At 60.7% G+C, this 23,121-nt stretch carries 24 protein-coding genes and 1 pseudogene; 8 read left to right on the forward strand and 17 right to left on the reverse strand.

What is annotated here, in order from left to right; genetic code table 11:
- The 7 genes from GYH35_RS17755 to GYH35_RS17780 all read right to left on the reverse strand — a co-directional run.
- A partial coding sequence (locus tag GYH35_RS17755; RefSeq protein WP_202624389.1) for a lipid II:glycine glycyltransferase FemX occupies positions 1–726 on the reverse strand: 726 nt, incomplete at its 3' end.
- A 35-nt stretch (positions 727–761) separates the two neighbouring features.
- Complete coding sequence (locus tag GYH35_RS17760) at positions 762–2,927, reverse strand: peptidase domain-containing ABC transporter (RefSeq protein WP_161829099.1); 2,166 nt, start codon at positions 2,925–2,927, stop codon at positions 762–764.
- On the reverse strand, positions 2,924–4,300 hold the full coding sequence (locus GYH35_RS17765; RefSeq protein ID WP_161829100.1) for an HlyD family secretion protein: 1,377 nt from the start codon (positions 4,298–4,300) through the stop codon (positions 2,924–2,926). Before GYH35_RS17765 ends, GYH35_RS17760 begins: the two co-directional genes overlap by 4 nt.
- A gap of 12 nt (positions 4,301–4,312) precedes the next feature.
- The gene (locus GYH35_RS17770; protein WP_161811243.1) at positions 4,313–5,311 is read right to left on the reverse strand and encodes a hypothetical protein; all 999 of its coding nucleotides are present in this window, start codon (positions 5,309–5,311) and stop codon (positions 4,313–4,315) included.
- Positions 5,312–5,375: 64 nt separating this feature from the next.
- Entirely contained in the window at positions 5,376–5,567 is a 192-nt protein-coding gene (locus tag GYH35_RS34635; protein WP_202624390.1) for a hypothetical protein, read from the reverse strand.
- Between the two features lie 985 nt (positions 5,568–6,552).
- Entirely contained in the window at positions 6,553–6,723 is a 171-nt protein-coding gene (locus GYH35_RS17775; protein WP_161811244.1) for a DUF1328 family protein, read from the reverse strand.
- Positions 6,724–7,145: 422 nt separating this feature from the next.
- On the reverse strand, positions 7,146–7,328 hold the full coding sequence (locus GYH35_RS17780; protein WP_161829101.1) for a hypothetical protein: 183 nt from the start codon (positions 7,326–7,328) through the stop codon (positions 7,146–7,148).
- Positions 7,329–8,568: 1,240 nt separating this feature from the next.
- Here GYH35_RS17780 and GYH35_RS17785 point away from each other — a divergent pair.
- Positions 8,569–8,790, forward strand: coding sequence for a hypothetical protein (locus tag GYH35_RS17785; RefSeq protein ID WP_161829102.1), 222 nt, complete (start codon positions 8,569–8,571; stop codon positions 8,788–8,790).
- A 63-nt stretch (positions 8,791–8,853) separates the two neighbouring features.
- Here the strand turns inward: GYH35_RS17785 and GYH35_RS17790 are convergent, their stop codons facing one another.
- Positions 8,854–9,174: a putative quinol monooxygenase gene (locus GYH35_RS17790; RefSeq protein ID WP_161829103.1), complete on the reverse strand. Its 321-nt coding sequence runs from the start codon at positions 9,172–9,174 to the stop codon at positions 8,854–8,856.
- A 231-nt stretch (positions 9,175–9,405) separates the two neighbouring features.
- On the opposite strand from GYH35_RS17790, the gene GYH35_RS17795 reads away from it, so the two are divergent.
- Positions 9,406–12,477: a glycosyl hydrolase gene (locus GYH35_RS17795; protein ID WP_202624391.1), complete on the forward strand. Its 3,072-nt coding sequence runs from the start codon at positions 9,406–9,408 to the stop codon at positions 12,475–12,477.
- Here GYH35_RS17795 and GYH35_RS17800 read toward each other — a convergent pair.
- Positions 12,376–13,581 (reverse strand): MFS transporter, encoded by a 1,206-nt coding sequence (locus tag GYH35_RS17800; RefSeq protein ID WP_407700220.1) that lies wholly within the window; start codon positions 13,579–13,581, stop codon positions 12,376–12,378. The two genes, GYH35_RS17795 and GYH35_RS17800, sit on opposite strands and share 102 nt — an antisense overlap.
- Before the next feature lie 227 nt (positions 13,582–13,808).
- Here GYH35_RS17800 and GYH35_RS17805 point away from each other — a divergent pair, with 227 nt between their 5' ends.
- Entirely contained in the window at positions 13,809–14,264 is a 456-nt protein-coding gene (locus GYH35_RS17805; RefSeq protein WP_202624392.1) for a winged helix-turn-helix transcriptional regulator, read from the forward strand.
- Positions 14,265–14,299: 35 nt separating this feature from the next.
- On the opposite strand, the gene GYH35_RS17810 is transcribed toward GYH35_RS17805, so the two are convergent.
- The 6 genes from GYH35_RS17810 to GYH35_RS17835 all read right to left on the reverse strand — a co-directional run bounded on the left by GYH35_RS17810 (position 14,300) and on the right by GYH35_RS17835 (position 17,151).
- Positions 14,300–14,872, reverse strand: a complete 573-nt coding sequence (locus GYH35_RS17810; RefSeq protein ID WP_161829105.1) for a DUF1415 domain-containing protein — start codon at positions 14,870–14,872, stop codon at positions 14,300–14,302.
- A gap of 2 nt (positions 14,873–14,874) precedes the next feature.
- Entirely contained in the window at positions 14,875–15,123 is a 249-nt protein-coding gene (locus tag GYH35_RS17815; protein WP_161829106.1) for a hypothetical protein, read from the reverse strand.
- 22 nt (positions 15,124–15,145) lie between these two features.
- Positions 15,146–15,598, reverse strand: a complete 453-nt coding sequence (locus tag GYH35_RS17820) for a YaiI/YqxD family protein (RefSeq protein ID WP_161829107.1) — start codon at positions 15,596–15,598, stop codon at positions 15,146–15,148.
- A gap of 4 nt (positions 15,599–15,602) precedes the next feature.
- The gene (locus GYH35_RS17825) at positions 15,603–16,073 is read right to left on the reverse strand and encodes a hypothetical protein (RefSeq protein ID WP_161829108.1); all 471 of its coding nucleotides are present in this window, start codon (positions 16,071–16,073) and stop codon (positions 15,603–15,605) included.
- 39 nt (positions 16,074–16,112) lie between these two features.
- Positions 16,113–16,451: a hypothetical protein gene (locus GYH35_RS17830; protein ID WP_161811254.1), complete on the reverse strand. Its 339-nt coding sequence runs from the start codon at positions 16,449–16,451 to the stop codon at positions 16,113–16,115.
- 121 nt (positions 16,452–16,572) lie between these two features.
- On the reverse strand, positions 16,573–17,151 hold the full coding sequence (locus GYH35_RS17835) for a porin family protein (RefSeq protein WP_161811255.1): 579 nt from the start codon (positions 17,149–17,151) through the stop codon (positions 16,573–16,575).
- Positions 17,152–17,442: 291 nt separating this feature from the next.
- Between GYH35_RS17835 and GYH35_RS17840 the strand changes: the two genes are divergently transcribed.
- Complete coding sequence (locus tag GYH35_RS17840) at positions 17,443–18,357, forward strand: hypothetical protein (protein ID WP_161829109.1); 915 nt, start codon at positions 17,443–17,445, stop codon at positions 18,355–18,357.
- 171 nt (positions 18,358–18,528) lie between these two features.
- Here GYH35_RS17840 and GYH35_RS17845 read toward each other — a convergent pair whose 3' ends face one another.
- Both GYH35_RS17845 and GYH35_RS17850 read right to left on the reverse strand, forming a co-directional pair.
- Positions 18,529–18,876, reverse strand: coding sequence for a hypothetical protein (locus GYH35_RS17845; RefSeq protein WP_161829110.1), 348 nt, complete (start codon positions 18,874–18,876; stop codon positions 18,529–18,531).
- 218 nt (positions 18,877–19,094) lie between these two features.
- The gene (locus GYH35_RS17850; protein ID WP_161829111.1) at positions 19,095–19,313 is read right to left on the reverse strand and encodes a hypothetical protein; all 219 of its coding nucleotides are present in this window, start codon (positions 19,311–19,313) and stop codon (positions 19,095–19,097) included.
- A 526-nt stretch (positions 19,314–19,839) separates the two neighbouring features.
- Here GYH35_RS17850 and GYH35_RS17855 point away from each other — a divergent pair.
- From GYH35_RS17855 to ychF, 4 genes and pseudogenes are all read left to right on the forward strand, one after another.
- On the forward strand, positions 19,840–20,778 hold the full coding sequence (locus GYH35_RS17855) for a ribose-phosphate diphosphokinase (protein ID WP_161811420.1): 939 nt from the start codon (positions 19,840–19,842) through the stop codon (positions 20,776–20,778).
- 103 nt (positions 20,779–20,881) lie between these two features.
- On the forward strand, positions 20,882–21,607 hold the full coding sequence (locus tag GYH35_RS17860) for a 50S ribosomal protein L25/general stress protein Ctc (protein WP_161829112.1): 726 nt from the start codon (positions 20,882–20,884) through the stop codon (positions 21,605–21,607).
- A gap of 106 nt (positions 21,608–21,713) precedes the next feature.
- Positions 21,714–22,295, forward strand: coding sequence for an aminoacyl-tRNA hydrolase (gene pth, locus GYH35_RS17865; RefSeq protein ID WP_161811259.1), 582 nt, complete (start codon positions 21,714–21,716; stop codon positions 22,293–22,295).
- A gap of 8 nt (positions 22,296–22,303) precedes the next feature.
- A pseudogene (ychF, locus tag GYH35_RS17870) lies at positions 22,304–23,121 on the forward strand (redox-regulated ATPase YchF); the annotation flags it as partial.

Here is a 23,121-nt window from a genome sequence, read left to right on the forward strand (position 1 = left end):
GAAATAGGTTGCCCTGCGGCCAAAGTAGACGACCAGCGCAGCCGCGAGCCGCTTGCCCTCGTGCTCGGCGAAGAAGAGGGACACCTGCTGTCGCGCCCCTAGCAGCGCCAGCAGCGCGCGAAAGTAACCCGGCGGCTTCGGGTCCATTTGCTGACGTTGAGCCGTTCGTTTGTAAATCCTCACGAAATCCGCCAGTCCCCTCTCAGACGTGTCTTCGACGATCGTTACTCCGTGGCGTCGCGCGACGCGAATGTTGTATCGACCTTTGGGTTTCATTTGCGCGAGGAGTGCCTGTTGCGATAGACGTAGATCGATCCATAGCGTTGCTCTCGGCTCCGTATACGGATCAGGTCCGCCGAGCGGCTGGAAGCCTTGCACGAAGCTTGGTAGCGCACTCCAGCGGGGCTCGATACGTAAATGACTGACCGTCTGCGTCTCTGCGCGCCTGTGCGTCTCGATGCTGTCGAGGATTGCGCGAAACGTCGCGAGCGCAGTCGACTCATCGTTGGCGAGCACCGGGCCGTCGCAGATGTAGTAGAAACATTCGGACGGCGAGTAGGACCATTTGATCACCATGGCCCCGCCGACGACCGTCTCCTCGTCCTTGAGGACGACGCCGAAACATTTGTAGCCGACGCTCGCACGAAAGTCCGCGTACCACGACGACTGCATGAATCCCGCGGCGCTGGCTTCCAGGAAGGCATCCCAAGCTCTCCAACGATTCATCTCTAAACTCGGCTGCGACATTCCGGCGTCCATGATCAGTATCCACTGCTGCGTTCAGCCGCGATGCGCGGCAAATGAGCATCTGGGGTCTTTACGAGCAACAGCGTTCGCTCTCGGCCGGGAACGAGATGGATGACGCGGTCGGTGGATCGAATGGTCTCCGCTCTATGGGCGACGATGATGCGCGTCACTTGCGTGTAGCGAATGGCTGCGCTCACGGCGCCCTCGTTCTCGGCATCGAGGTGACTGGTCGCCTCATCCAGCAGCAACAGGCTCGGTTGCCGGTACAGCGCGCGTGCGATGAGCACGCGCTGCTTTTGTCCGCCGGACAGCACCGTGCCCATGTCCCCGATCAATGTGCTGTATCCCATCGGCATGGAGACGATCGTCTCGTGCACGCATGCAAGGCGCGCACATTCCTCGATGCGCGCGAAATCGGGACGCTCGGCGAAGAAGCAAATGTTGTCGGCGAGCGAGCCGGAGAACAGTTGGTCATCCTGCATGACCACCCCGATCATCGATCGCCACCGCGCGATCCCGAGTTGCGATAGAGGAATGTCGTTCACCAGAAAGTCGCCTTGGGTAGGCGGGAGTAGACTGGCGAGGATCTTCAGCAGCGTCGTCTTGCCGCAGCCGGAGGGGCCTACGATCGCCACTGTCTCGCCCGCTTCCACACGAAAACTCACGCTGTTCAGCACCCAAGGCTCGTTGTCGGCATAGCGGAAGCGAACGTCACGCAGTTCGATGGATACCGGCGGGTGCTGCTCCTCGATCGGCGGGGCGTAATGGCGCGGCTCGGGCGCAGTGAGTGCTATGTCGGCCAATCGATCCGCATGCAACCTCAGCATCGACAGGTCGACGAGCTTGTCGATTAGGTTGCTGATGCGGCCCAGGAACTGGTCCTTGTAGGTGATGAACGCCAGCAGCATGCCGACCGACATCCCACCCGCCAGCACGCGTCGCGCGCCGAGCCAGACGACGAGAATGGCGAGGATCCCGACGAGCAAAGTGTTGGCTATGCGAAACAGGAGGCGAAGATTCTGCGTCGTGAGCTGACGGTTCACCGATTCGACGAGCAGGTTGAGCCAGTGGGTACGGCGCCCCTCCTGCGCGTTGAACAGTTTGATTGTCTTGATGCCGCGTAGCGTCTCGAGAAAGTGACTGTCCCGGCGAGCCGACCATACGATCGCTTCGAGCGACGCCTGACGCAGCGGAACGTACAGAGACCAGCGCAACAACCCATACAGCGCTGCGCCGATCAGCACCAGCACGGTCACGCCTGGCGCAAACACGAACATGATGCACACAGTCACGATGACGAACAGCCCATCGAGCACGGCCTCGATGATGTCGGTCGTGATCGCCTGGAGAATCGTTTCCTGCGAGCCGAAGCGCGACATTACGTCGGCAAGATGGCGCGCCTCGAAGTAGCCGGCAGGCAGGCCGAGCAAATGCGAGAACAGGTTCGAGCGCCCCTGCACCTTCATCGTCGCGCCGATTGTGATCAGCATCCAGCCGCGCATCGCCAGGACCGCGACCCTGAACAGCAATAAGAGCGTGAAACCGAGCGCCAATGTCAGCAGCAGATCGCGATCGGCCGTGATCAGCGCGTGATCGACGACCCACTGCAGAAACAGCGGACTCACGATCGAGAACAGCTCGACCGCAAGCGCGAGCAAGAACAGCTGCACAAGCGTTCGCTTCAGACCGACCATCCGTCCGAGCAGCGAGCGCATGCTCAATCTTGGCCCGGCTCTCACCGCCTCGAAGCCGCCAACCGGCGTGAGCTCGAGCGCAATGCCGCTGAAGTGTCGGGAGACCTGGGGCAACGGCAAGCGCCTCACGCCGACGGCGGGGTCGTGCACGATGACGCGATCGCCGCTGACCTCATCGAGCACGACGAAGTGATTGAGATCCCAGTGCAGGATGCACGGCGTCTTGAGCCGCACGAGCTCGTCGAGCTCGAGCCGCACGGGCCGCGAAGCAAAGCCGACTCGATCGGCCATGCTCATCAGGTCCTGGAGATTCACGCCTTTCAGAGAGATCGCGAGCCGCCGACGCAGGTCGCCGAGATCGGACTCCGAGCCGTAGTACCCAGCGATCATCGCGAGACACGCGAGCCCGCACTCCGCCGCCTCCGTTTGCAGATACATCGGCAGCCGCGTATTAAAACTGAGATTGAGCTTGTCGAGCAGATTCATCGTTGCTGCCTGCCCGTGACCGTATAAAGAGGATCCAGCATCCACTCGTAAAGGCGGCGTCGATCCAGCGCGATATCGGCCTCCAGCTGCATTCCCGGCTGCAGCGGCACGGCCTGCCCGTATGCCTTCACGGTCTGACTCTTGAGCCTCACGGTGATGCGGTACACGGGAGTCGTGCCAAGCACTCCGGGCGTAGCGCCGAGGATTCCGGCGAGCTGCGGCGGCAGCTCACTCGGGCTGACCGCCGATCTGGAAACGCTGACCGCGACGCCCTCATGATGGCCAAACTTCTGATACGGATAAGCTTGGTAGCGCAACAGCACTTTCTGTCCGGGATGCACGAAGCCGACAGCGCGACTCGGACCATACAGATGCGCTTCCAGGGCTGCGCCCGTCGGCACGATCGACAGCAACGGGCCCGACACGTTGGCGTACCCTCCTTGATCAACGAGCACGGCCGATACTGTTCCGTCCTGAGGCGCAGTGATAAAGATCTCTCGGCGAGCTTCGGCTTGCGCGAGCTCTTGCTCCGCGGCCACGATATTGCGCTCGATGCTGGCAATGTCCGCGCCCACCTTCACCGGCAAGTCTTTCAGCTCGCCTTCGAGCATCACCTGCTCGCGCCGTAACTCGATGCGCTGACGGCGCAGTGCCCCGAGTTGAGATTGCCGCTCCAGATGCTCGCCTTGAACGATCTGAAACTGCGGTTCCGAGATGTAACCGTCCGCGCGCAGCTTGCGATTCAGCATGACGTTGCGCTCGGCGAGCCGCACGCGTTCTCGCATAGTCTCGATCTGACGATCGATCTCCATGCTCTCCGACCGCAGCATGGCAACTCGATCGGAATAGGAGCGCTGACGCTGCACGAGCAGCCGTTGCTGCTGGCGCCGCTCTTCTTTGAGCGCATCGCGTAGACCGGACAATCTCCGAATGATCTCCGCCTCGGTCGCCCCGAGCCTGACGCTCTCCAGCTCTCCCGAAAGCCTGAGCAGACGCTCGCCTTTGCGTACTTGCGTGCCTTCATGCACATAGAGCCCGCTCACGACGCCTGGCTGCGGAGCAAACACGCGCACGAGTCCCTGCTGCGGCATGAGCCAGCCCTCGACACGCGCCTTGCGGGTGAACTCACCGAAGATCAGTAGGCTCGCGATCGCAACGATCGCGAAAACAGCCACGATCGTGAAAATGCGATGCGAGCGGCGCGGCGTGAGCAACACCGTGCCCAGCCACTGAGTCTGGCGGTACGTGAGCGCTTCGGTTCGGAACAGCTGCGGATGCGCGGACTCCGCATTGGGAAACGATTGCGTGCGCTCCGCGACGACTGCGCTCTTGGCGCTGAGATCGACTGCGTTTGCCTGCTTCAGCGACGGCATGGCGCGACACACCTACTTCGCAACAATCGGGTTCTCGACGAGATGCTTGATCTCCATCTTCACCTCTACGAGTTGAGTCTGCGCGCGCAGAGGCAAGATCTTGCGCAGCCTCGCGTCGAAGAAATCTTGCAGCAGCGGTGGCCGTGCGGACTCGAAGTAGAACTCCGGATTTTCGGCGGCACGGCCCTTGACGGCCGCCTGAATCTCATCGACGCGCGTCGCCGTTTGCACGATACAGGGCGCGTGCGTGAGGCCGAGCGTCCGTAACGCCACTGCCCGGTGGTAACCGTTGTGGAGCACGATCCGATTGCCGACGCGCACGCCATTGAAAAAATCGCAGCCGAAGCCGACGACTATGCCGAGCACAGCAGCCACCGTGCCGAAACTGTGATAACCGACGAGTTGCTGCGGACGCAGCACCGTCGTCTCATGGAACCGCAAGTCCGTCGACTCGCAACGAAACACGTAACGGTGCGATCCAAGTGAGCAGATCTGAACCGAAGGCGTAGGCGTTTCGAGCGGCAAGCATAGGCGAAACAACGTCTGCAGTTCCGGTGCTGATCCGATCCGCGCCACGAGCCGCTCCACGAATGTGCGCGTCACGTGCGTCTGCGTAACAATCAGCTTATCGAGCTCGACCTGCATGATGCTCGTCGGGAGAGTGTCGAAGGCTCGTCGGTAGTGAGGGTGAGCTCTCACCTGTGCCGCCTGTGGCGCGAATTCCGCCTCCAGCTCGCGATGCGCGCCGGAGTTTGCGATGCCGGCCTGCGTGCGTTCGAGCTCCTGGTAGTAATCGTTCGCGATGCGCCATTCTTCGGCCAGTTCCGAGCGATCGAGCTGAGCGCCAGTCGTGGTTGAATGCTCGGCAAAGTCGAGATATTTCCACAGCGGCGGCTGGCCGAGCAGCCATAGCTCCTCGTGCCGCTCTGGGGCGGGAACACTGCGCAGAGTGAGGCCTCGTTGCCCAGGATCAATCGCAGATGCCTGCGTTCCCAAGACTTGCGTGTGCATGGCACATCCCCCACTTGCGAAGCGTGCCCCGACGCCTCCTGGCGCGGGGCACGCGAGAGTGCACCTAGGTGCACTTGCTGCCTTTGCTTCCCTTGCTTCCCTTCGATCCCTTGCTGCCGCACTTACTGCCGTGGCCACTCTTGCTTCCGTGTTTCGAGCCTTTCGACCCTTTCGACCCGATGCCGTCCAGGCAGCTGAGTACCGGCAGCCCGCCACCATAGACGTGGGTCAGTTCTTCAGGCTTCAGATTACGCATGAATGTCTCCTACAGCTGTGAGCGACGACGAAACAAATGAGTCCGGTGAGCTCGACTGGACATCGTGCATCCATGAGTCTCCGGTGGCGCCGCGCCGCCTCGAACGCCATTTTCTCGACACAACGAGAGCCAGTGCCGACGAGCAGGCTGACGCTCGATGCATTGAGAATCAGGCATACTCAGAGTGCCATTCCCTGCGCGCCCATGCGGATGCGAAAGCGAGGTGTACAACGCGCTTCGAGTTTTGGTGTTCCGCTTGTTGGGCGATGTGCTGTGCGCCTAGCGATATATTGATAGATCAACGAGGGGCGATGTTGCGGTGCTGTTGTCTCTGTGTCGAGTGTTGTTGTACGCGGATATCGAGGCGCGCTGCGTTAATGCGGCGCGATGTTTGTATCGTTTGTGGCGCGTAATCGATGGACTCGTGACTTATGCAAGTTCGACTCGATCTCGCACGGTGAGAGTCTGAGCGAAAAGTGCCGCCAACGAAGTATGTTGCTCGTCGGTCGAGAACGTTGGAGCGAGTCTTAGGTACAGAGCGACTCGCGGCTCCTCATCGGTTCCAGCCACGAGTGTCCCCGCAAACACGAGGATCAGTAGGAAAGACTGCGACTTTGCATGTTCGAACGCCTGAAACAAAATTCCCTCGGCATCGTGCGGTGCTCGATTACTCTAGGAGATCTATGCTCGCTTCGTTGTGGCTGCGTCGTCCGACTGGCGAAGCGTTTGGGTTGTCTTTGATCCTTCAGAAACCCTTGGAAGCTCGGGTGGCCCTGATGCGCGGGGCCGTTTGAATCGCAGCCACCGCACTTACGCTCGCGATCAAGGCGAAGGGACTCTGTTGCTTGCCGATGAAAATGGAAAACCCATTCTGGAGTTCAAGATTTGGCATTGCTGCTGCCGACAGGCTACAGACCTAAAGCAGGAGATGTGCGCCCGACCAGTCATGACGGCAATACCGGTGACAGAAGTTGCGCGCGGCGTATTACTCGTCAGGTCTGGGGCGGCTGGCTGCGAGCAATGTAACGATCGCCAGCACTCCGAAGATGAATGCCAGGATCTTGGCGATCTCAAACGTCGCTCCGGTCAGGGTGGTGAAGGCGAGTAGTGCAGCGCTGATGGCAAGGAGCAAGAAGGCGATTGTCCAGGTTCCCACAAAGGCCCCTCCATAGAAGGTACTGATCAGGCCGGATTGGCAGTGCAGGAAACACGGGCTAGTTGTCGACGCCACCTATTGAAGGTGCAACTTGAGCACGCGTCTCCCGTCCTTTGCCTCCGAGGAATCAGGCAGATAACTGGATGTGATTTTTCCCCTTCAGTCGAGACACGGACGAAGCGCAACGAAGGTTCCACGTGCGATGCTTACCGGAAGCTAATGGATTCTGGCGTCAAGTCCGTCGGATGCGCCATTCGCAAGACATAATCCAGTGATTGACTCCAGCCCGCCGCGACCATTCGCATGTCATCAGGTAAGAGCGACGATACTTCGTGCATCTTCGATGCTGAGCAATCAACAGTTCCAGCACATCCGCCGCCACCCTTTGGATGAATGCTGCTGAGGAACCGAGCTCGAAACCGTTACGAGGCCAGCAGTTCCTGCAATCGCGAGTCGATGAAATGGACATCGTCGCGATTCAGGCCGAGCCTGCCTGCGAAATGGCCCCAAACCGAAGGAATGGGATCGAGCTTCGCATTCTGCATCTGTGCCACGTCGAGTGCGTTATCCTCCGGGGGGAAATACAGATCGGTTTTGCTGGGCATGAGGACCGCCCTTGCCGCGATCGCGCGCAGCGCCTGCCCATAGTTGCCCTGAAACACTAACGTGCGCGCGCGATGCTTTACTCCTGGGGGCGAAACTTTCCACAGACGCCGACGCTGCATGTCATTCGTGGCGAGCGGTACAAGTACATTCGGCGTGCTGGCGTGACGCACGCTTAGCCTGATTGGAAAGCGCTGGGGGCAATTTGGGGATGCTGCCGATTCCATCGGAATGCGACACTTCGCTGCACAATTAGTTTTTGATCCCTTCTGCATCTAACTCGACCACTTCAAACAGGCTCGTCGGAGCTGCCAACAATTCCTCCCACCGGCCGGCCCGTTCTCTCTTCCGCAATCCACAGCCTGAACGTGTACCCCGCAGAGTCTCCACGGACTACGTATGCGGTACCCGGCTCAGCCACGAACCATAGGCTCATAATCCCGTTCGCGATCCCCACGACATAGCTAAGCTCGATCGTGTGTTTGCCTGGCGCGACCGAGATGGGTGAGCGGTGTCGCAGGATCCATGTGGAGCCAGAAGGGGCCTTTCCATCGATCTTCGCTAGCGCTACAGAGCCGGTAGCGAACAAACCGCTCGGCTTTTGCTCGAAGGAAAGCGTGGCAAGTTGATCGGTCGGCAGCTTTGGCGCTTCATAGACCGCACACCCAGCGAGCAGAAGCGGGAAAAGCAGAGCGAACCTTCTAAGCATTGAACCCTCCTGAGAAATTCGAGTTGACGAAAGCTCTGGGCGACGGATAGCGGTGCATGGGATCGTGATGAGGCCCAACGCCGCTGAACTCCACGCGCTTGTTGGGCACGCCCTACCGAAACGGTCGCTCTCACTTCGAGCGCCGCCCGCCGGGAACAAACCAGCCGAAGAGCACAGCCTCGAGCACGACTCGCACTTTGTCCCGAAACCGCATCGGTGGAGTCGTTGCGGCAGGCTCGTTAGTGGGCGCTGATTCCGCCAACGCTTCGCGTACTTCGTCGAAACGCTCCTCCGGAACCACGATGGTTCTGGTGTTGAAGGACTCTATCCGCAACCCAGGCAAGAGGATCGAGCTCTTTTGTCATAAAGCGAGTCGGAACCGGCGGCTTGTTATACAAATAAGACCGCATCGACTCCATCCGGCGGCCAAGATAGTGCCGCATCGTTGCCAGCGTCAAATCTGGCGGGTCATGCATAAGAGGGCTGGCCAATGAGGTTGAGTATCGCTGCTGAAAGCCCTCCACGACGCTGGTGTGATCGTCCTTCCTGGCACGGACGCGCTGGCGGGTTACCAACTGCATCATGAGCTTGAGTTGTATGCGCGCGCCGGCATTGCGCCTGGCAAGTACGCGGACATGCTGCTCATAGACGGAAAGCCCACGCGAGACATGCAGGACATACGCAGGATCAAGAGCGGCAGGATCTATGATCCGGCTGCCATCGAGCGCGCCTTGGGAATCGAGCCACGCCGCTGACTGCAAGGACGCACGCGCCGAATCCAATGGCGCATGGAAGCGATATCTACGATCCGCTGCCCATCAATTCGCAGACACAGCGCGATCCGCGCGTAGCGGCTGCCAAACCGTGATTGCGCGATCCTGACGCAGCAGCCGGGGTAGCGCGTCGTGCCATCGCTGACGATAGGGACGTTTGAGTTGAACGTCGATGACGTCCTGATGGCTCTGCCAGGTCTCATACAGCATGAAGCGGTTTTCGTCGTTCGGGTCCCGATGCAGGATCGCTTCGCGAAATGCGGATTCTCCTCTCATCGCATCGAGCACGGCCTCGAGCAGCTCGAGAAACTCCGGACGCAGCTCCGGAACGACATCGAACACGATCACATAAGTCACTGGCGCCATGGGGACTCCGTCCAAGTAGCAGATCACTAACCTTGGCGCCAAGTTTCCGTGTATTCGAGTGCGCGATCCATTACCTCGCAGGTAAACTTTGCGACATCCCCGCGCGTCGTTCAGTTTGTGCCGCTTGACACGTCGGCGTCACTCGAAGTAGAAATGTAAGCGCTTTCAAGGCTGAAAAACGCTACAAACTCATGGATCGGAAGCCCCAGTGCTTCCGGCGTAGGAGGGGATATGTACGCCACGCGTATCTGCAGGGCGCTGATTGCATTGATGTCGGGTATCGCGGGCGTGGCTGCCATGGATGCCGCGGCTTTCAACGGGGAGGTCGTCGCTGGTCGCGGCAGCTATTCCACCGTGTTGCCGCCCGGTGCGGCCGATATCCAGCCGACGATCTACAAGACATCCAACGTCACCGGCAAGATACAAACAAACGATTGGTGGAGCTCCACCGCGTGGCTGCGCTACTCGGAGCGGCAGTATCCGCATCCGCTCGCGGTACAAAACCAGGCGAACGGACTGCGCTTGTTTTATCCAGGCCCGACCATCACGGGCAATTCAGCTTGCGTGTGTGGCTGGATGCCGGCCTCGACGGATGGCAATGGCAATGACGATCTGACCATCGGTCACAGCGCCACGACGAGTTTTGTCGACACTCGCGTCGACGGCTTCAGCGACTGGTTCGTCACGAACGTCTCCGCGAACGGCGCGAGCTCGCTGAAAGTTACGTATGGCCACGGTTCGCCGTATGTCTATGCCGAGTACGCAGGCGGCACGCCTCGCGTGACGTTCCCCTCGGCGCCGGCGATCTGGTCCGGTAACGCCAACACGCCGGTGCTCGGGGTGACGATCAATGGCCGGCATTACGCGTTGTTCGGTCCTGCGGGCTCGACATGGTCGGGCATCGGCACGACGGCGCTGGTCAACAGTCTCGCTGGCCAGAATTATTTCTCCGTCGCCGTGCTCCCCGACAACTCGGCCGCGACGCTGGCGAAGTTCCAGCAGTACGCTTATTCCTTCGTCACCGGCACGCAGGCGAACTGGTCCTACGACAGGCCGGCCGCCGAAGTCGTGACCACTTACAACTACACCACCGTTGCCAAGCAGGGGTCGCAGACAGGCACGCTGTTCGCGCTGTACCCGCACCAATGGAAGAACAGCACCAAGGCGCTGCTCACGCAGACCTATGGATCCGTGCGGGGCGTCATGAAGCTGGCGGAAGGAACTTCCTTCACCACACGGATGAAGTTCACAGGTGTGTTGCCGTCGTTGCCGGATCTCGGCACCTACAATCGCACCACGCTGGCCAACTACGTGAACGAAGCGGAGGCGGAGGTGTATGACGGCTCGCCGGACACCTACTGGTTCGGCAAGCGCCTCGGCAAGCTTGCCACTCTCGCGCCGATTGCGGATCAGGTGGGCGACGCAACGGCGGCCTCGAAATTCCGTAACGAGATTCGCGCAGGGCTGCAGAGCTGGCTCAAGGCGAGCGATGCCCAGGGCGCGCTCAAATCCAATCAGGTCTTCTATTACAACAACAATTGGGGAACGCTGTTCGGCTATCCCGACAGCTACGGCAGTGTGCTGGAGCTCAACGACCACCATTTCCACTACGGCTATTTCATCAAAGCGGCCGCCGAGATCGCCCGCGTCGACAAGACGTGGGCGAGCAATGCCGAATGGGGCGCGATGGTGAAGTTGCTGATTCGTGACTTCGCCAGCTCCAATCGCAGCGACGCGCTGTTCCCGTTCCTGCGCAACTTCGATATCTATGCCGGGCATACGTGGGCATCGGGACACGCCAATTTCGGTGACGGCAACAACAACGAGTCTTCGTCAGAGGCGATGAATGCGTGGTCGGGCCTGATCCTGTTCGCCGAGGCGGTCGGGGATACGGCGTTGCGCGATCTTGGCATCTATCTCTACACGACGGAGATGAACGCCATCAACGAGTACTGGTTCGACGTCACCGGCCAGAACCATCATCCGAACTTCACGCGCTCCACGGCGAGCATGGTGTGGGGCGGCAAGACGGTGGGCGATGGCGTGTGGTGGACCGGCAATCCCGAGGAAGTTCACGGCATCAATTGGCTGCCGATCCAGGCCGGTTCGCTGTATCTCACGCAGTTCCCCGATTACACGCGACAGAACTACGAGGCGCTGGTGGCCGAAAACGGTGGTGCCAACTGGAACGAGTGGGGCGACATCATCTGGATGTATCGCGCCATCCAGAATCCCGCGGACGCCATCAGCCAGATGAATGCGGGAATCGGTTCGTTGCTGATCGAGCGAGGCAACTCGCGAGCCAACACGTATCACTGGATCCACAATCTCAACGCGCTCGGAACCACCGATCGCGCGGTGACCTCGGATCATCCGCTATATGCCGTGTTCAATAAGCAGGGCAAGCGCACCTACGTCGCATACAACATGACCGGCGCTCCGATCACCGTATCCTTCTCGGACGGTGCAGTGGTCAATGTTCCAGCAAACGCGTTCAGCAGCGGCAATGGCACTGGCCCTGTTGGCGACACCCAGGCGCCAACGGCGCCCGGCGGGCTCACTGCACCGAGCAAGACTTCCAGCAGCGTCACGCTGTCCTGGGGCACCTCGACTGACAACGTGGGCGTGACGGGTTATCGGATCTATCGCGGCGGCGCTGCTGTCGCTACCTCATCGAGCACGTCTTTCACCAATACTGGCTTGAGCGCTGGCACCAGCTACACCTACAGCGTTCGTGCGTTCGACGCGGCTGGCAATGAGTCCGCGTCGAGCAACAGCGTGACGGTCACGACCGATGGCGGAGGGGGTAATGGATATGGACATACCATCGCCGGCAGCAGCGTGCAGTTCTACGTCAACAATGCTCCGTGGGCTGATGTTCACTACACGATCAACGGTGGCGCGCAACAGAACCTGCGCATGACGCAATCGGGCGGGAACAACAGCTATCAGCTGACGAACTTACCGGCCGGCGCCACGGTGTCCTATCGGTTCACCATCGGGCTCGCCGCTGGTGGCGCGACCGAGACCGCGTGGACCACGTTCACGGTGGGCGGCGGTGCTTATGGCCACACCATTTCCGGCAGCAACGTGCAGTTCTACGTCAACAATGCGCCGTGGGCGGATGTTCACTACACGATCAATGGCGGCGCTCAGCAGAACCTTCGCATGACCGTGTCGGGCTCAAACAATGTCTACACGCTAGCGAATGTGTCGAGTGGCGCGACTGTGAGATATCGCTTCACGATCGGGGGCGCCGCGGGCGGCGCGAGCGAGACCGCATGGGTCACGTTTACCAAGTGAGGTGCGGGTGAGCCACCAGAACACCAGGCCCGCCGCACTGAAGCTCGCGCCGAGCATGGCGACGCCGGGCCAACCATGAAAAGCATAGATCGTCGTTGCTGAGATCGCGCCGATGCCGCTGCCGATGGAATAAAACACCATGTACCCACCGACCAGGCGGCTTCGGGCTTCAGGATGCGCAGCAAAGATCAGGCTCTGATTGGTTACGTGGACCGCTTGCACGGACAGGTCCAGCAGGATGACGCCGATGATTAGAGCAATCAGCGAGGAATGCAGGAATGCGATCGGCAGCCAGGAACTGGTCAGAAGGACCAGCGCTATTCCGGTCGTCCATTGTCCCAGCCCGCGGTCGGCAAGGCGCCCCGCGCCGCCAGCGGCGAGAGCGCCGGCCAAGCCTGCCAGGCCGAATAGACCGATCTGGGTATGCGACAGAAATAGAGGCGCCGCGCCCAGCGGCAAGACCAATGCGGTCCACAGCGTGCTGAAGCTTGCGAAGATCAGGAGCGCCAGGACGCCGCGAATCCTCAGTAGCGGATCACGCAGGAACAGCGAGGGTATGGAGCGCAGTATCGTTCCGTAGCTATCGAACGTCGGAGTGGTGGCATTGCGCGGCAGGAGCCTGGCGAGCAATGCGCTTATGAGAAACATCAGCACCGCGGAGGTGAGATAAACAGACCTCCAGCCACCCAGATCGGCAATCACTCCCGCTACGAATCGGGCCGAGAGAATGCCGATGACGACACCGCTGGTGACGAGACCCACCGCGCGTCCGCGTTCGGAGGGTGTGGCGAGCGTGGCGGTAAAGGCGACGAGAACCTGCACCACCACGGCCAGCACTCCAACGACGATCAGCGCACCGAACAGCACGCCGGCATCATGCGCCGTGCCGACAACGACGAGTGCCAGCGCCAATAGCAAGGTTTGAGCGACGGCGAGCTTGCGGCGATCGAGCAGATCGCCGAGCGGCACGATGAAAAGAAGGCCGAGCGCATAGCCTGCGTGCGTCAGCAGGCCGACAAGTCCGATCGAGGCCGGGCCGATCGCGAAGGCCGCGGCCATCGAATCGAGCAGCGGCTGAGCATAGTAGATATTGGCGACACTCATGCCGCAGGCGCCGGCAAGCACGAGCAGCAGGGTTTGTGTCAGTCCATAGGACTGGGCGTGCTGACGCACGCCGGCGCCGATTGCCTCAACTTCCTCACCCAGGACTTCCGTCATGCTCTCCGCAGCCTCGATCTCAAATCTGGTCCTATATTGAGACCACTTGCGGGTGACGAAATCTAGTTCTATTTTAGGACCAGATGTTCGGCGATGTGTCGGAGGGCTGCGAGGTGGTAGCGAAGCGAAGCAGTGTGGCGGATGCGGATTGTCCCGTCGCCCGGGCACTGAATGTCATTGGCGACTGGTGGTCGTTGCTGATCGTGCGCGACGCTCTCGACGGTGTGCGACGCTTCAGCGACTTCCAGTCGGGACTCGGCATCGCCAAGGGCATGTTGGCAACCCGGCTCCGCGATCTCATCGAGCGCGGCGTGCTCACGACGGAGCCGGCGTCGGACGGCAGCGCTTATCGGGATTACGTGCTGACGGAGCGAGGGCGCGGACTTTTTCTCGTCATCGTCGCGCTTCGCCAATGGGGCGAAGGTCATTTATATCGGCAAGGTGAGCGTCACTCCTTGTTGGTCGATACCGCAAAGAGCAAGCCTGTCGCTCGCCTTGAGCTTCGGTCGAGGGATGGGCGCGTGCTGCGCTTGAATGATACGCGCGTCCAGAAGACTGAAGAGAAATGAACGGCGAGCGTTTCGCAGCGTCTAGCGAGGAGTGGTCACTCGATCCACAGCCGCCGCCAGCCTTCGTGACCCAGCCGGCGCAGGGTCTCCATATTTCTGGGGGCGATCTCATCGATACCCGGAAAGCTTTCCACCGCGCGCGAGATGCTGGCCTCGCGCAACAGATGCAGCATCGGGTAAGGCGAGCGATTGGTGAAGTTCGTGATGTCGTGTTCGTGGGTGCCAGCGAACCGATACTTCGGATGAAAGCTGGCCACCTGCAATTCGCCTTCTAGCCCGAGCTCCGCAACGGCCGCATCGCATTCGTCGAGAAAATCGTTGTAGTCGAGGAATTCAGTCAAGACCTGGGGGTGAATGAGGAGCGTGGTCTCGCACTGGAGCGGATCTGCATCGCGCAGCATTTGCAGCTCGCGACACAGTTCCTCGAGCAACCCGGCCGGGGACGGCTGTGCATTGATACAGAAACGCACGCGGCCGGTTCGATACGGGCCCGCGGCGAACGGGCAGAGTTGCTGGCCGATCACGGCTCGTTCGAGCCATGCCCGGGTGGCTGCAATGACTTGCTGGTCGGATGGGGCGCTCTCAGGCGCAAGCTGCCCGAGCTGCACGGTCAGGGTTTCGGCGGCGGAAGGTCGGAGGCCTTGCGGGCGGCCTGCTGCCGCTGCTTTTCTTCGTTTTTCTTCTTCTGCATGTCTTCGCGACGCTTCTTCTGCTGCTTGTAATTGGGTGTCTTATTCAAGGGGCTCTTCAGGTTGGGAGAGATGAGCGGCAGGCGCGATGTGCCCGCCGTCGAGCAGTCTAATACGCTTTGCGCCGCGTCGCTCCGATATCTTGCCTGTACGAGTTTCACCACGCTCATCGCCGGTGTGTTTGGCGTGCATTTACCGACGCGCGTGCTTTGCCAAGAAAGCATCGAGGCTGTTTGCAAATGCCTGTCGGTCTCGCTGACTCAGCGCGCTGGGCCCGCCCGTCGTGACGCCGCTGCCACGCAGCTCGTCCATGAAGTTCCGCAGCGACAGCCGCTCCCGGATGTTGTCCTTCGTGTACAACTCGCCGCGCGGGTTCAGGGCATGGCCGCCTTTATCGATTGCAGCCGCTGCCAACGGAATATCGGCGGTGATGACCAGGTCCGCTGCAGCGAGCAGCTCGACGATGCGTTTGTCTGCAACGTCCAGTCCAGGCGGCACTTGTAACGAGCGAATATACGGCGATGGTGGGATCCGCAATGCCCGGTTCGCGACCAGATTGATCTGCACGCGCTCGCGCTCGGCGGCGCGAAACAAAATTTCCTTGATTGCGCCTGGGCAGGCGTCTGCATCGACCCAAATCTGCATCGGCCTAGACAGCACGCCCGACCCTGGCCTTATCGACGCGAACCATAAGGTCCTCTGCCACTGGATTCTTCGCGAAGGGATTGAAGGAGACCCTCGAAGGCGGAGAGAACGAAACGTCGGCGCCGAAGCGTCCCGGACGCACCAGTCGTAACGTGATTCTCGGTGGATTCATGTTGGTGGACGCGCTGACATTCATGATGTTGCTGAGGGCAATTCTTTCCTGTTCACTGCCCTTCCTGACCAGCAGGGAGTCCCCGCAGTCGTGGACTTCATCCACGAGATCCCAAACCAGCTTCTTCATCAGGAAGAAACCGAACACCGCCATGAAGGCTGGCATGACAAGGAACATCCACTGGCCATTCTCAATCGCGCCTCCCGTTACGGCCGTCGCCACGAAGAAGGCAAGGAGGCCGAACCAGATCAACGGAAATACCTTCTTGTAGAACACCGTCGAACCGGACGAAATCTTCTTCATGGAAGTCACCCGAACCAGTTCCCTCGGACGTGAGAATCATCAATTGATGAAAGTTACCCGGACGACCGGAAGATACCCACCCACACACGTTGCTGCGTCATCGATGGTGATGGCGAGGGAGCGTTCTGTCGCGGCGGCGAGCTCGACTATAGAAAGAGTTTTGTTGGCGCCCGGGCCATCCACGGCAAAAAGAGCCGGGTTGCAGGTCGAATTTCCGGGCGAGGCGGGCTGGGCGTCGAGGATGACGTAGAAGTAGGTCCCACCCGGATACGTCAGGATCTGCTCAACCTTTCCATTGTAGGTGACCCATGCCGCCTGCGCCGGTGTCGCTAGCTGCAAGAGCGCGATGAGCAAAATGTTTCGAATACCACGGTGCATTCCATTCTCCAGAGGTGTCCGTCACGGCCCGCGCAGAGTAAGAGATTCGCGCGTGTCAGGCAACGCCGACATCAACTGGCAGCGCCCCATCGCGGTGGGCCGATGGGGCGCCTTCCATCGATTAGAAGTGAACTGTTCCGCTGATGGAGAGCGAACGCGCGTCGGTGCCATCCAATTCGGCGCCTTCGTACTCGGCACGCACGCCGAAGCTCGGCGTAATGCGGAAGGCAGCGCCGATTCCGAGCACCCAATCGGTGCCATCGTTTTCCTCAACGACGCTGAGTTGGCCGACTCTCATGGAATTCTCCGTGTCCCATGCAAGGAAGCCGGCGCGGGCAAAGCCTTCGAACCGGGCGCTGATCGGTATATGCAATAGTGCCGAACCCTGGATTGCACTTGCATCCGACTCGATCTTCACGCCGGAGATCGTGTCGTCAGGTTTTCCCGCGAGGTAGCCAACCTCGACTGAGCCGTATTCATTGAATCGATAGCCGCCGAAGATCTTGAATCCAGTGCCAGTGGCCTTGATGCCAAAGCCCTCGATGGTGTCTTTCAGCGTGACCTGGCCTATGCCCACTCCGCTGTAGAATCCCATTTCAGAATCTGCCATTGCTGGCAGGCACGCGAGTGCCAGCGCGATTCCTGTCGCTAGTTTCTTTCGCATTTCATCGCTCCCAGAGAGCCCCGCTTGCGGGGTCATGATCTTTTTTTGCTGGTCGAGTCGTTTGCCCGGCGCTCCCGTCCTTGCTTGTTGGAGCGCTCGGGGCGGGACTCTATCAGGAGCGTCGCGCAGCATTCAGCTAAGGGCTAGCCCGTAGCGCGCGGGCAGCGTTGAGTTTGGATACTGCGGAGTACGTCGTAGCTCGGCACTGAGCGAACATGAATGATCCGTCGCAGAACGGAGAAAGAAGCAATGGATCTATGCGTGATGTTCCGGACCTATGACGGCGGCGGCTACAATTTGACGCTGTCCGCGGTCGGCGATTTCCTCGTGCAGGGCGCGCCGGACTTCGGTCCTGCCGTCAAGCAGATCGAGGTGACTCTGTTCTTGCGGCACACAAGCGCGCCGCGCGCAACCTTGGGAGGTGATCTCAAGGAACATCGCCAGCTACGCGCGACGTTACCCAAAACTGTTTATCGGCGGGCCAAGGGCAAGGTGGAGATCGACGTTGCGTCGGGACTCCTCAGCAAAGATGTGTGGGCGCGGAAGCCTCGGCCGTCGCTGCCGATGTTCGTGCGCGCCATCGATGAGGTGACCAGCGCGCTCTCGCTGTTGTCGAAGCGATTGAAGCCCACCGACGCCTTCGATGTCGCAGCCTTGCTTTCTCACTGTGAGGCGGCCAAGAAACGTATGCCTCGCAGCCAGACGGCACTGAAAAGTCTCATGGCCAGGCTAAAGGCGCAGGCGGACAGCAAGCGCGCTGCGTTGTCGCCCTGGGAAAGGCTCGACATAGATTGGGAAGAGTTTCACCCGGCTGCGCGCGATCTTCTCGACGATCCTTTCTTTTGGGACCCCACTGACGATTTCTCGCCGAACGGCAACGACACGGGCGCCGATCTGCTCGAGAGCTACCGTGACTGGATCAAGCGGCGCAAGCAGGCTCAACCGATGCAATTCCTCGAACGCCTCGCGGACGACTGGGGCTATGAGAGCTTCGCGGCGATCGACGACGAGCACCGCGACGAAGCCGCGGTCGGGCTCGCTTTCGCCGACCTCAAGTTGCGTGGCGAATGCGATCCAGAGGCCCGGGCACTCGCGCTCGCGGCGATCGAGCGGCAACGCCGTGAGGCAGAAGCCGCGAAGAAATGGAAACACCGCGAGGAGCAGTTGCAGGCGCTGGAGAAGATCGAGCGCAAGCTAACTCCGGGGCGGAAGGCACGGGGAGGGAAGGGACCTGCGCGATGAAGAGTTATCGATCCGACAACTACCATCTTGCCCTTAGTGAGCGAACGGGCCTCCTTTTAGGCTAGCGGTGGGTGTCCAAGATGCTCGCGGCGTGAGAAGCGAAGCGGCGCGCAGCTAAAGCGAAGCGCAACACCAGCAAGCAGCGTGTCGGGCGATCAGATAGGGCGATCGCTACTGTCGATTGTGTCTTGCATTGAGCGATCGGGCCAAGTGAAGTGCTAGCTGCAACTTTCGGCGTTCCGGCGTCGTGAGGATCTTTCGAGTTCGCCGATACTCCTCCACCGGCCATGTCTCGAACACCGTCTCCTGGTCGGGATTGCGGCGAGGTATCTCGATGTGAGCGACGGTAGCTCCATCAACCAGCACGTCGTATAGGTCCTCACCCTGCTCGGGTATCCAGCGAAGGACATAGACGTTGGGGGTGATCGATTGCAGTTTTCGTCGCAAGACACGCAGGAGCCCTTCAGAAGAACTCGCCGATAGCAATTGCTCTCGGCTCTTCTCGAGTTCATCGATCATCTTCCTATCCGTCAATGTGTGCTCGTTCATTGCAAGATTCCTGGGAATGCGGTGACGAGATTGCCGAACCCGTCCGACAGCACGGTGAGAGTTGACGTGTTCGCACCGTGAACTTGTCCACTCCTAGCGTGTATCTGACGTCAGCTGACGCACAAAGCGCATGCCGTCTGCGCTTTCCAATGTGCGAACTACCGGTCGTCAACGTACTGGCTTTCGGCCTACGTCCAGCTCCCTGCACGGTAGTTGCGCAGCGTGGCCACGTCATCCAACACGGCGTCGATCCCGGTGTAAAGAAGGTTCATGACCTCGTGTGCATGAAAGGCGCGGTTGCGTCGCTGCTGTCCTTGGGGGCGCAAAATGTCCAGCTCGACGAGGGCGGCGACGGCCGCGTTGGCCGATGGAAATGTGACCTCCAGGCGTTCGACCAACGCGGTCACGGTAACGACGGGCTGACCGAGCAGGAGATGCGCGACGCGCCACACAGTCGCGTGCTTGCGCGTCCTTGCCTAGCATCCGGAATGCCCCGGAACCGGCACGGCGGAGTCTCGCAATGACGGATGCAGGTCGGACTCGCGCATCGAGTAACCTTGAATAGGGAGCTCGTTGCTAAAGGTTTAGAAAAAATAAATCTTTAACGAGGTGAGCGCCAAATGAGGGTTCCTGGCGAGGCGACGCTACAAATCCTTGGAGCGAGGCGCATGAAATCGCTGGGATTCGTGTATATTGCGCCCCCGCTTTCGACCGTGTGCTTTGACTGGTTCACCGGTATCGCCGGTGCCCAGCCTGGGTGCCAGCCACGGGGAATCGATGGGAGTGGAGGGGGGTCAAAAAAGCGGGTGGAATCAGTAAGTTACTGATTCCGCAAGTCCTCTTGTCGGGTTTATCCCGCCATTCGGAGCGTCGCATCCTTCCGCCCCAGCCAAGACGCATTTGAAGTCGGAGTGTTGAATGGATCGTGCCACGATGGCGGTGTTTACGGGCAACGCCAATCCGCAGCTCGCCCAGGATATTGCGCGTCACCTGATGGTGCCGCTGGGCCGCGCTGCTGTCAGTCGCTTCAGCGACAGTGAGTGCACGGTCGAGCTGCTGGAAAACGTGCGCGGCCGCGACGTGTTCATCGTGCAGCCGACCTGTTCGCCGGCCAACGATCACTTGATGGAATTGCTGGTGATGACCGACGCCTGCCGACGTGCTTCGGCGGCGCGGATCACGGCCGTGATTCCTTATTTCGGTTACGCCCGCCAGGATCGCCGCCCGCGCGCCATGCGCGTGCCGATCACGGCGAAGCTGGTGGCGAACATGATCGCCAGCGCCGGCGTGAACCGGGTGCTGACGGTCGATCTGCATGCCGACCAGATCCAGGGATTCTTCGATATCCCGGTGGACAACGTGTATGCCTCGCCGGTGTTGCTCGGCGATGCATGGAAGCAGAAGTACGACAACCTGATGGTGGTGTCGCCGGACGTCGGCGGCGTGGTGCGCGCGAGAGCGTTGGCGAAGCGGCTGGACGATGCCGAGCTGGCCATCATCGACAAGCGCCGCCCGCGCCCGAACGAGTCCGAAGTGATGAACATCATCGGCGAGGTCAAGGGCAAGACGTGCGTGCTGATCGACGACCTGGTCGACACGGCCGGCACGCTGTGCCACGCGGCCGAAGCGTTGAAGGCGAACGGCGCCAAGAAGGTGCTCGCTTACATCACGCACCCGGTGTTGTCGGGCCCGGCGATCGATCGCATCTCGCAGTCGCAACTGGACGAGCTGGTGGTGACGGACACCATTCCGCTGCGGCCGGAGGCGAAGAACTGCAAGAAGATCCGTCAGCTGAGTGTCGCGGGATTGTTGGCGGAAACAATGCGCCGCATCCGCGATGAAGAGAGCGTGAGCTCGCTCTACATCGATTAGTTTTCGGTTTCTTTGCGAGGCGCAAGCCGGGCAAAAGAAACATCCACAGTGGCGGCGTTATTGGTCGCGATACGCCGTTGCTTCGTTCTCAACTGGAGTAACCATGAAATATTCATTCGACCTCGTCGCCGACTCCCGGCCGAACGAGCAGGGGAAGGGTGCGAGCCGCCGCCTGCGTCGTTCCGGGAAGGTTCCGGCGATCCTGTACGGTGGCCATCAGGAACCCAAGCAGATCATTCTGGATCACCAGAACCTGCTCACCCTGCTGGTGAACGAGAAGTTCTTCTCCACCATTCTGCAGCTGAAGATCGATGGCACGCCGCAGGCGGCCATCCTCAAGGATGTGCAGCGTCATCCGGCCAAGAACATGATCCTGCACATGGATCTGCAGCGCGTGCTGGAGAACGAGAAGATCCGCATGACCATTCCGCTGCACTTCAAGGGCGCGGCCGGTTCGCCTGGCGTGAAGACGCAGGGCGGCGTGGTGTCGCACCTGTTGAACGAAGTCGAAGTGCTGTGCTTGCCGAAGGATCTGCCGGAATTCCTGGAGATCGATCTGTCGGAAATGCAGATCAACGACATCCGCCGTCTGTCCGACCTGCCGCTGCCGGCGGGTGTCGAGCTGGTGGCGCTCTCGCACGGTCGCGACGAGGCGGTCGTCTCGATCCACCATCCGCGTGCCGAAGAGGCCGAGACTCCGGCGGCTGCCGCTGCTGCGGCTCCGGCTGCTGGTGCGGCTCCTGCGGCTGGCGCTGCTGCGGCTCCGGCTGCCGGTGGCGACAAGAAGGCGGCGGCTGCTCCGGCGGCCAAGGCTGCTCCGAAGAAGTAACGCACTCGCGCACCCAGCCCCGGGCTGGGTGCGTGAACGATGGCGGGCGCCCAGTTATATATGCTGGGCTGCTTGCCATCGTTGCGTTATTTTCGGTCGTACTGCTATGTCGGGCACCCACCTCAAAATCATCGTCGGCCTCGGCAATCCCGGGCCGGAGCATCTGCTCACGCGCCACAACGCGGGCTTCTGGTTCGTGGACGCGCTGGCGGCCAAGCTGGGCGGCACGTTTCGCAGTCACGCGAAATTTCACGGCGACATCTGCCGTGTGCAGTACTGCGGGCAGGACATCACCCTGCTCAAACCCAGCACCTACATGAATCGCAGCGGCCTCGCGATCCGCGCGCTCGCCGATTACATCAAAGTCGAGCCGGCCGAGATCCTGGTCGTGCACGATGAACTGGACCTGCCGGTCGGCGACGTGCGTTTCAAGCTCGGCGGCGGCGCCGGCGGCCACAACGGCCTGCGCGACACGACCACTCACATGGGCCCCGACTATTGGCGTCTGCGCATCGGCGTCGGACATCCCGGCGACAAATCGCAGGTCATCGACTACGTGTTGCGCCGTGCGCCGAAGGACGAGGAAGAAAAGATCCTCGCCTCCATCGATCAGGCGCTGCAGGCGTTGCCGACCTTCCTCGAGCAGGGGCCGGAGCGCGCCATGAACGGGCTGCACAGCAAGAAGTGATTTAAATTATGGGCATCAAGTGCGGCATCGTTGGACTTCCCAACGTTGGTAAATCGACTCTGTTCAACGCGCTGACTCGCGCGCAGATCGCGGCGGAGAACTATCCGTTCTGCACGATCGATCCCAACGTCGGCATCGTGCCCGTGCCCGATCCGCGGCTCGACGTGCTCGCCGGCATCGCCAAGTCCGAAAAGCGATTGCCCGCCACGGTCGAGTTCGTCGACATCGCAGGCCTGGTGGCCGGCGCGTCGAAGGGCGAAGGCCTCGGCAACAAATTCCTTTCGCACATTCGCGAGACGGATGCGATCGCGCACGTCGTGCGTTGTTTCGAGAACGACGACATCGTGCACGTCGCCGGCAAGATCAAGCCGCTGGACGACGTCGAAGTCATCAACACCGAGCTGGCGCTCGCCGACCTCGACACCGTCGAGCGCGGCCTGCAGCGCGCCGAGAAGGCGGCGAAAGCCGGCGACAAGGACGCGATCAAACAACGCGACCTGATGAAGAAGCTGAAGGACCATCTGGATTCGGGCCAGCCGGCGCGCTCGCTGATCAAGGATCCGGAAGAGAAGAAGCTGCTGCAGGAGCTGCATCTCATCACCATCAAGCCGCTGATGTATGTCGCGAACGTCGCGGAGAACGGCTTCACCGACAATCCGCATCTCGACTCGGTGCGTGAGCTCGCGGCTCGCGAGAATTCGGAAGTGGTCGCGGTGTGCGCCGCTATCGAAGCCGAGATCGCACAGCTCGAAGAAGCCGATCGCGCCGACTTCCTGAAAGACATCGGCCTCGACGAGCCCGGCTTGAACCGCGTGATCCGCGCGGG

The organism is Steroidobacter agaridevorans (assembly GCF_009932555.1).
GTDB classification, from domain to species: domain Bacteria; phylum Pseudomonadota; class Gammaproteobacteria; order Steroidobacterales; family Steroidobacteraceae; genus Steroidobacter; species Steroidobacter agaridevorans.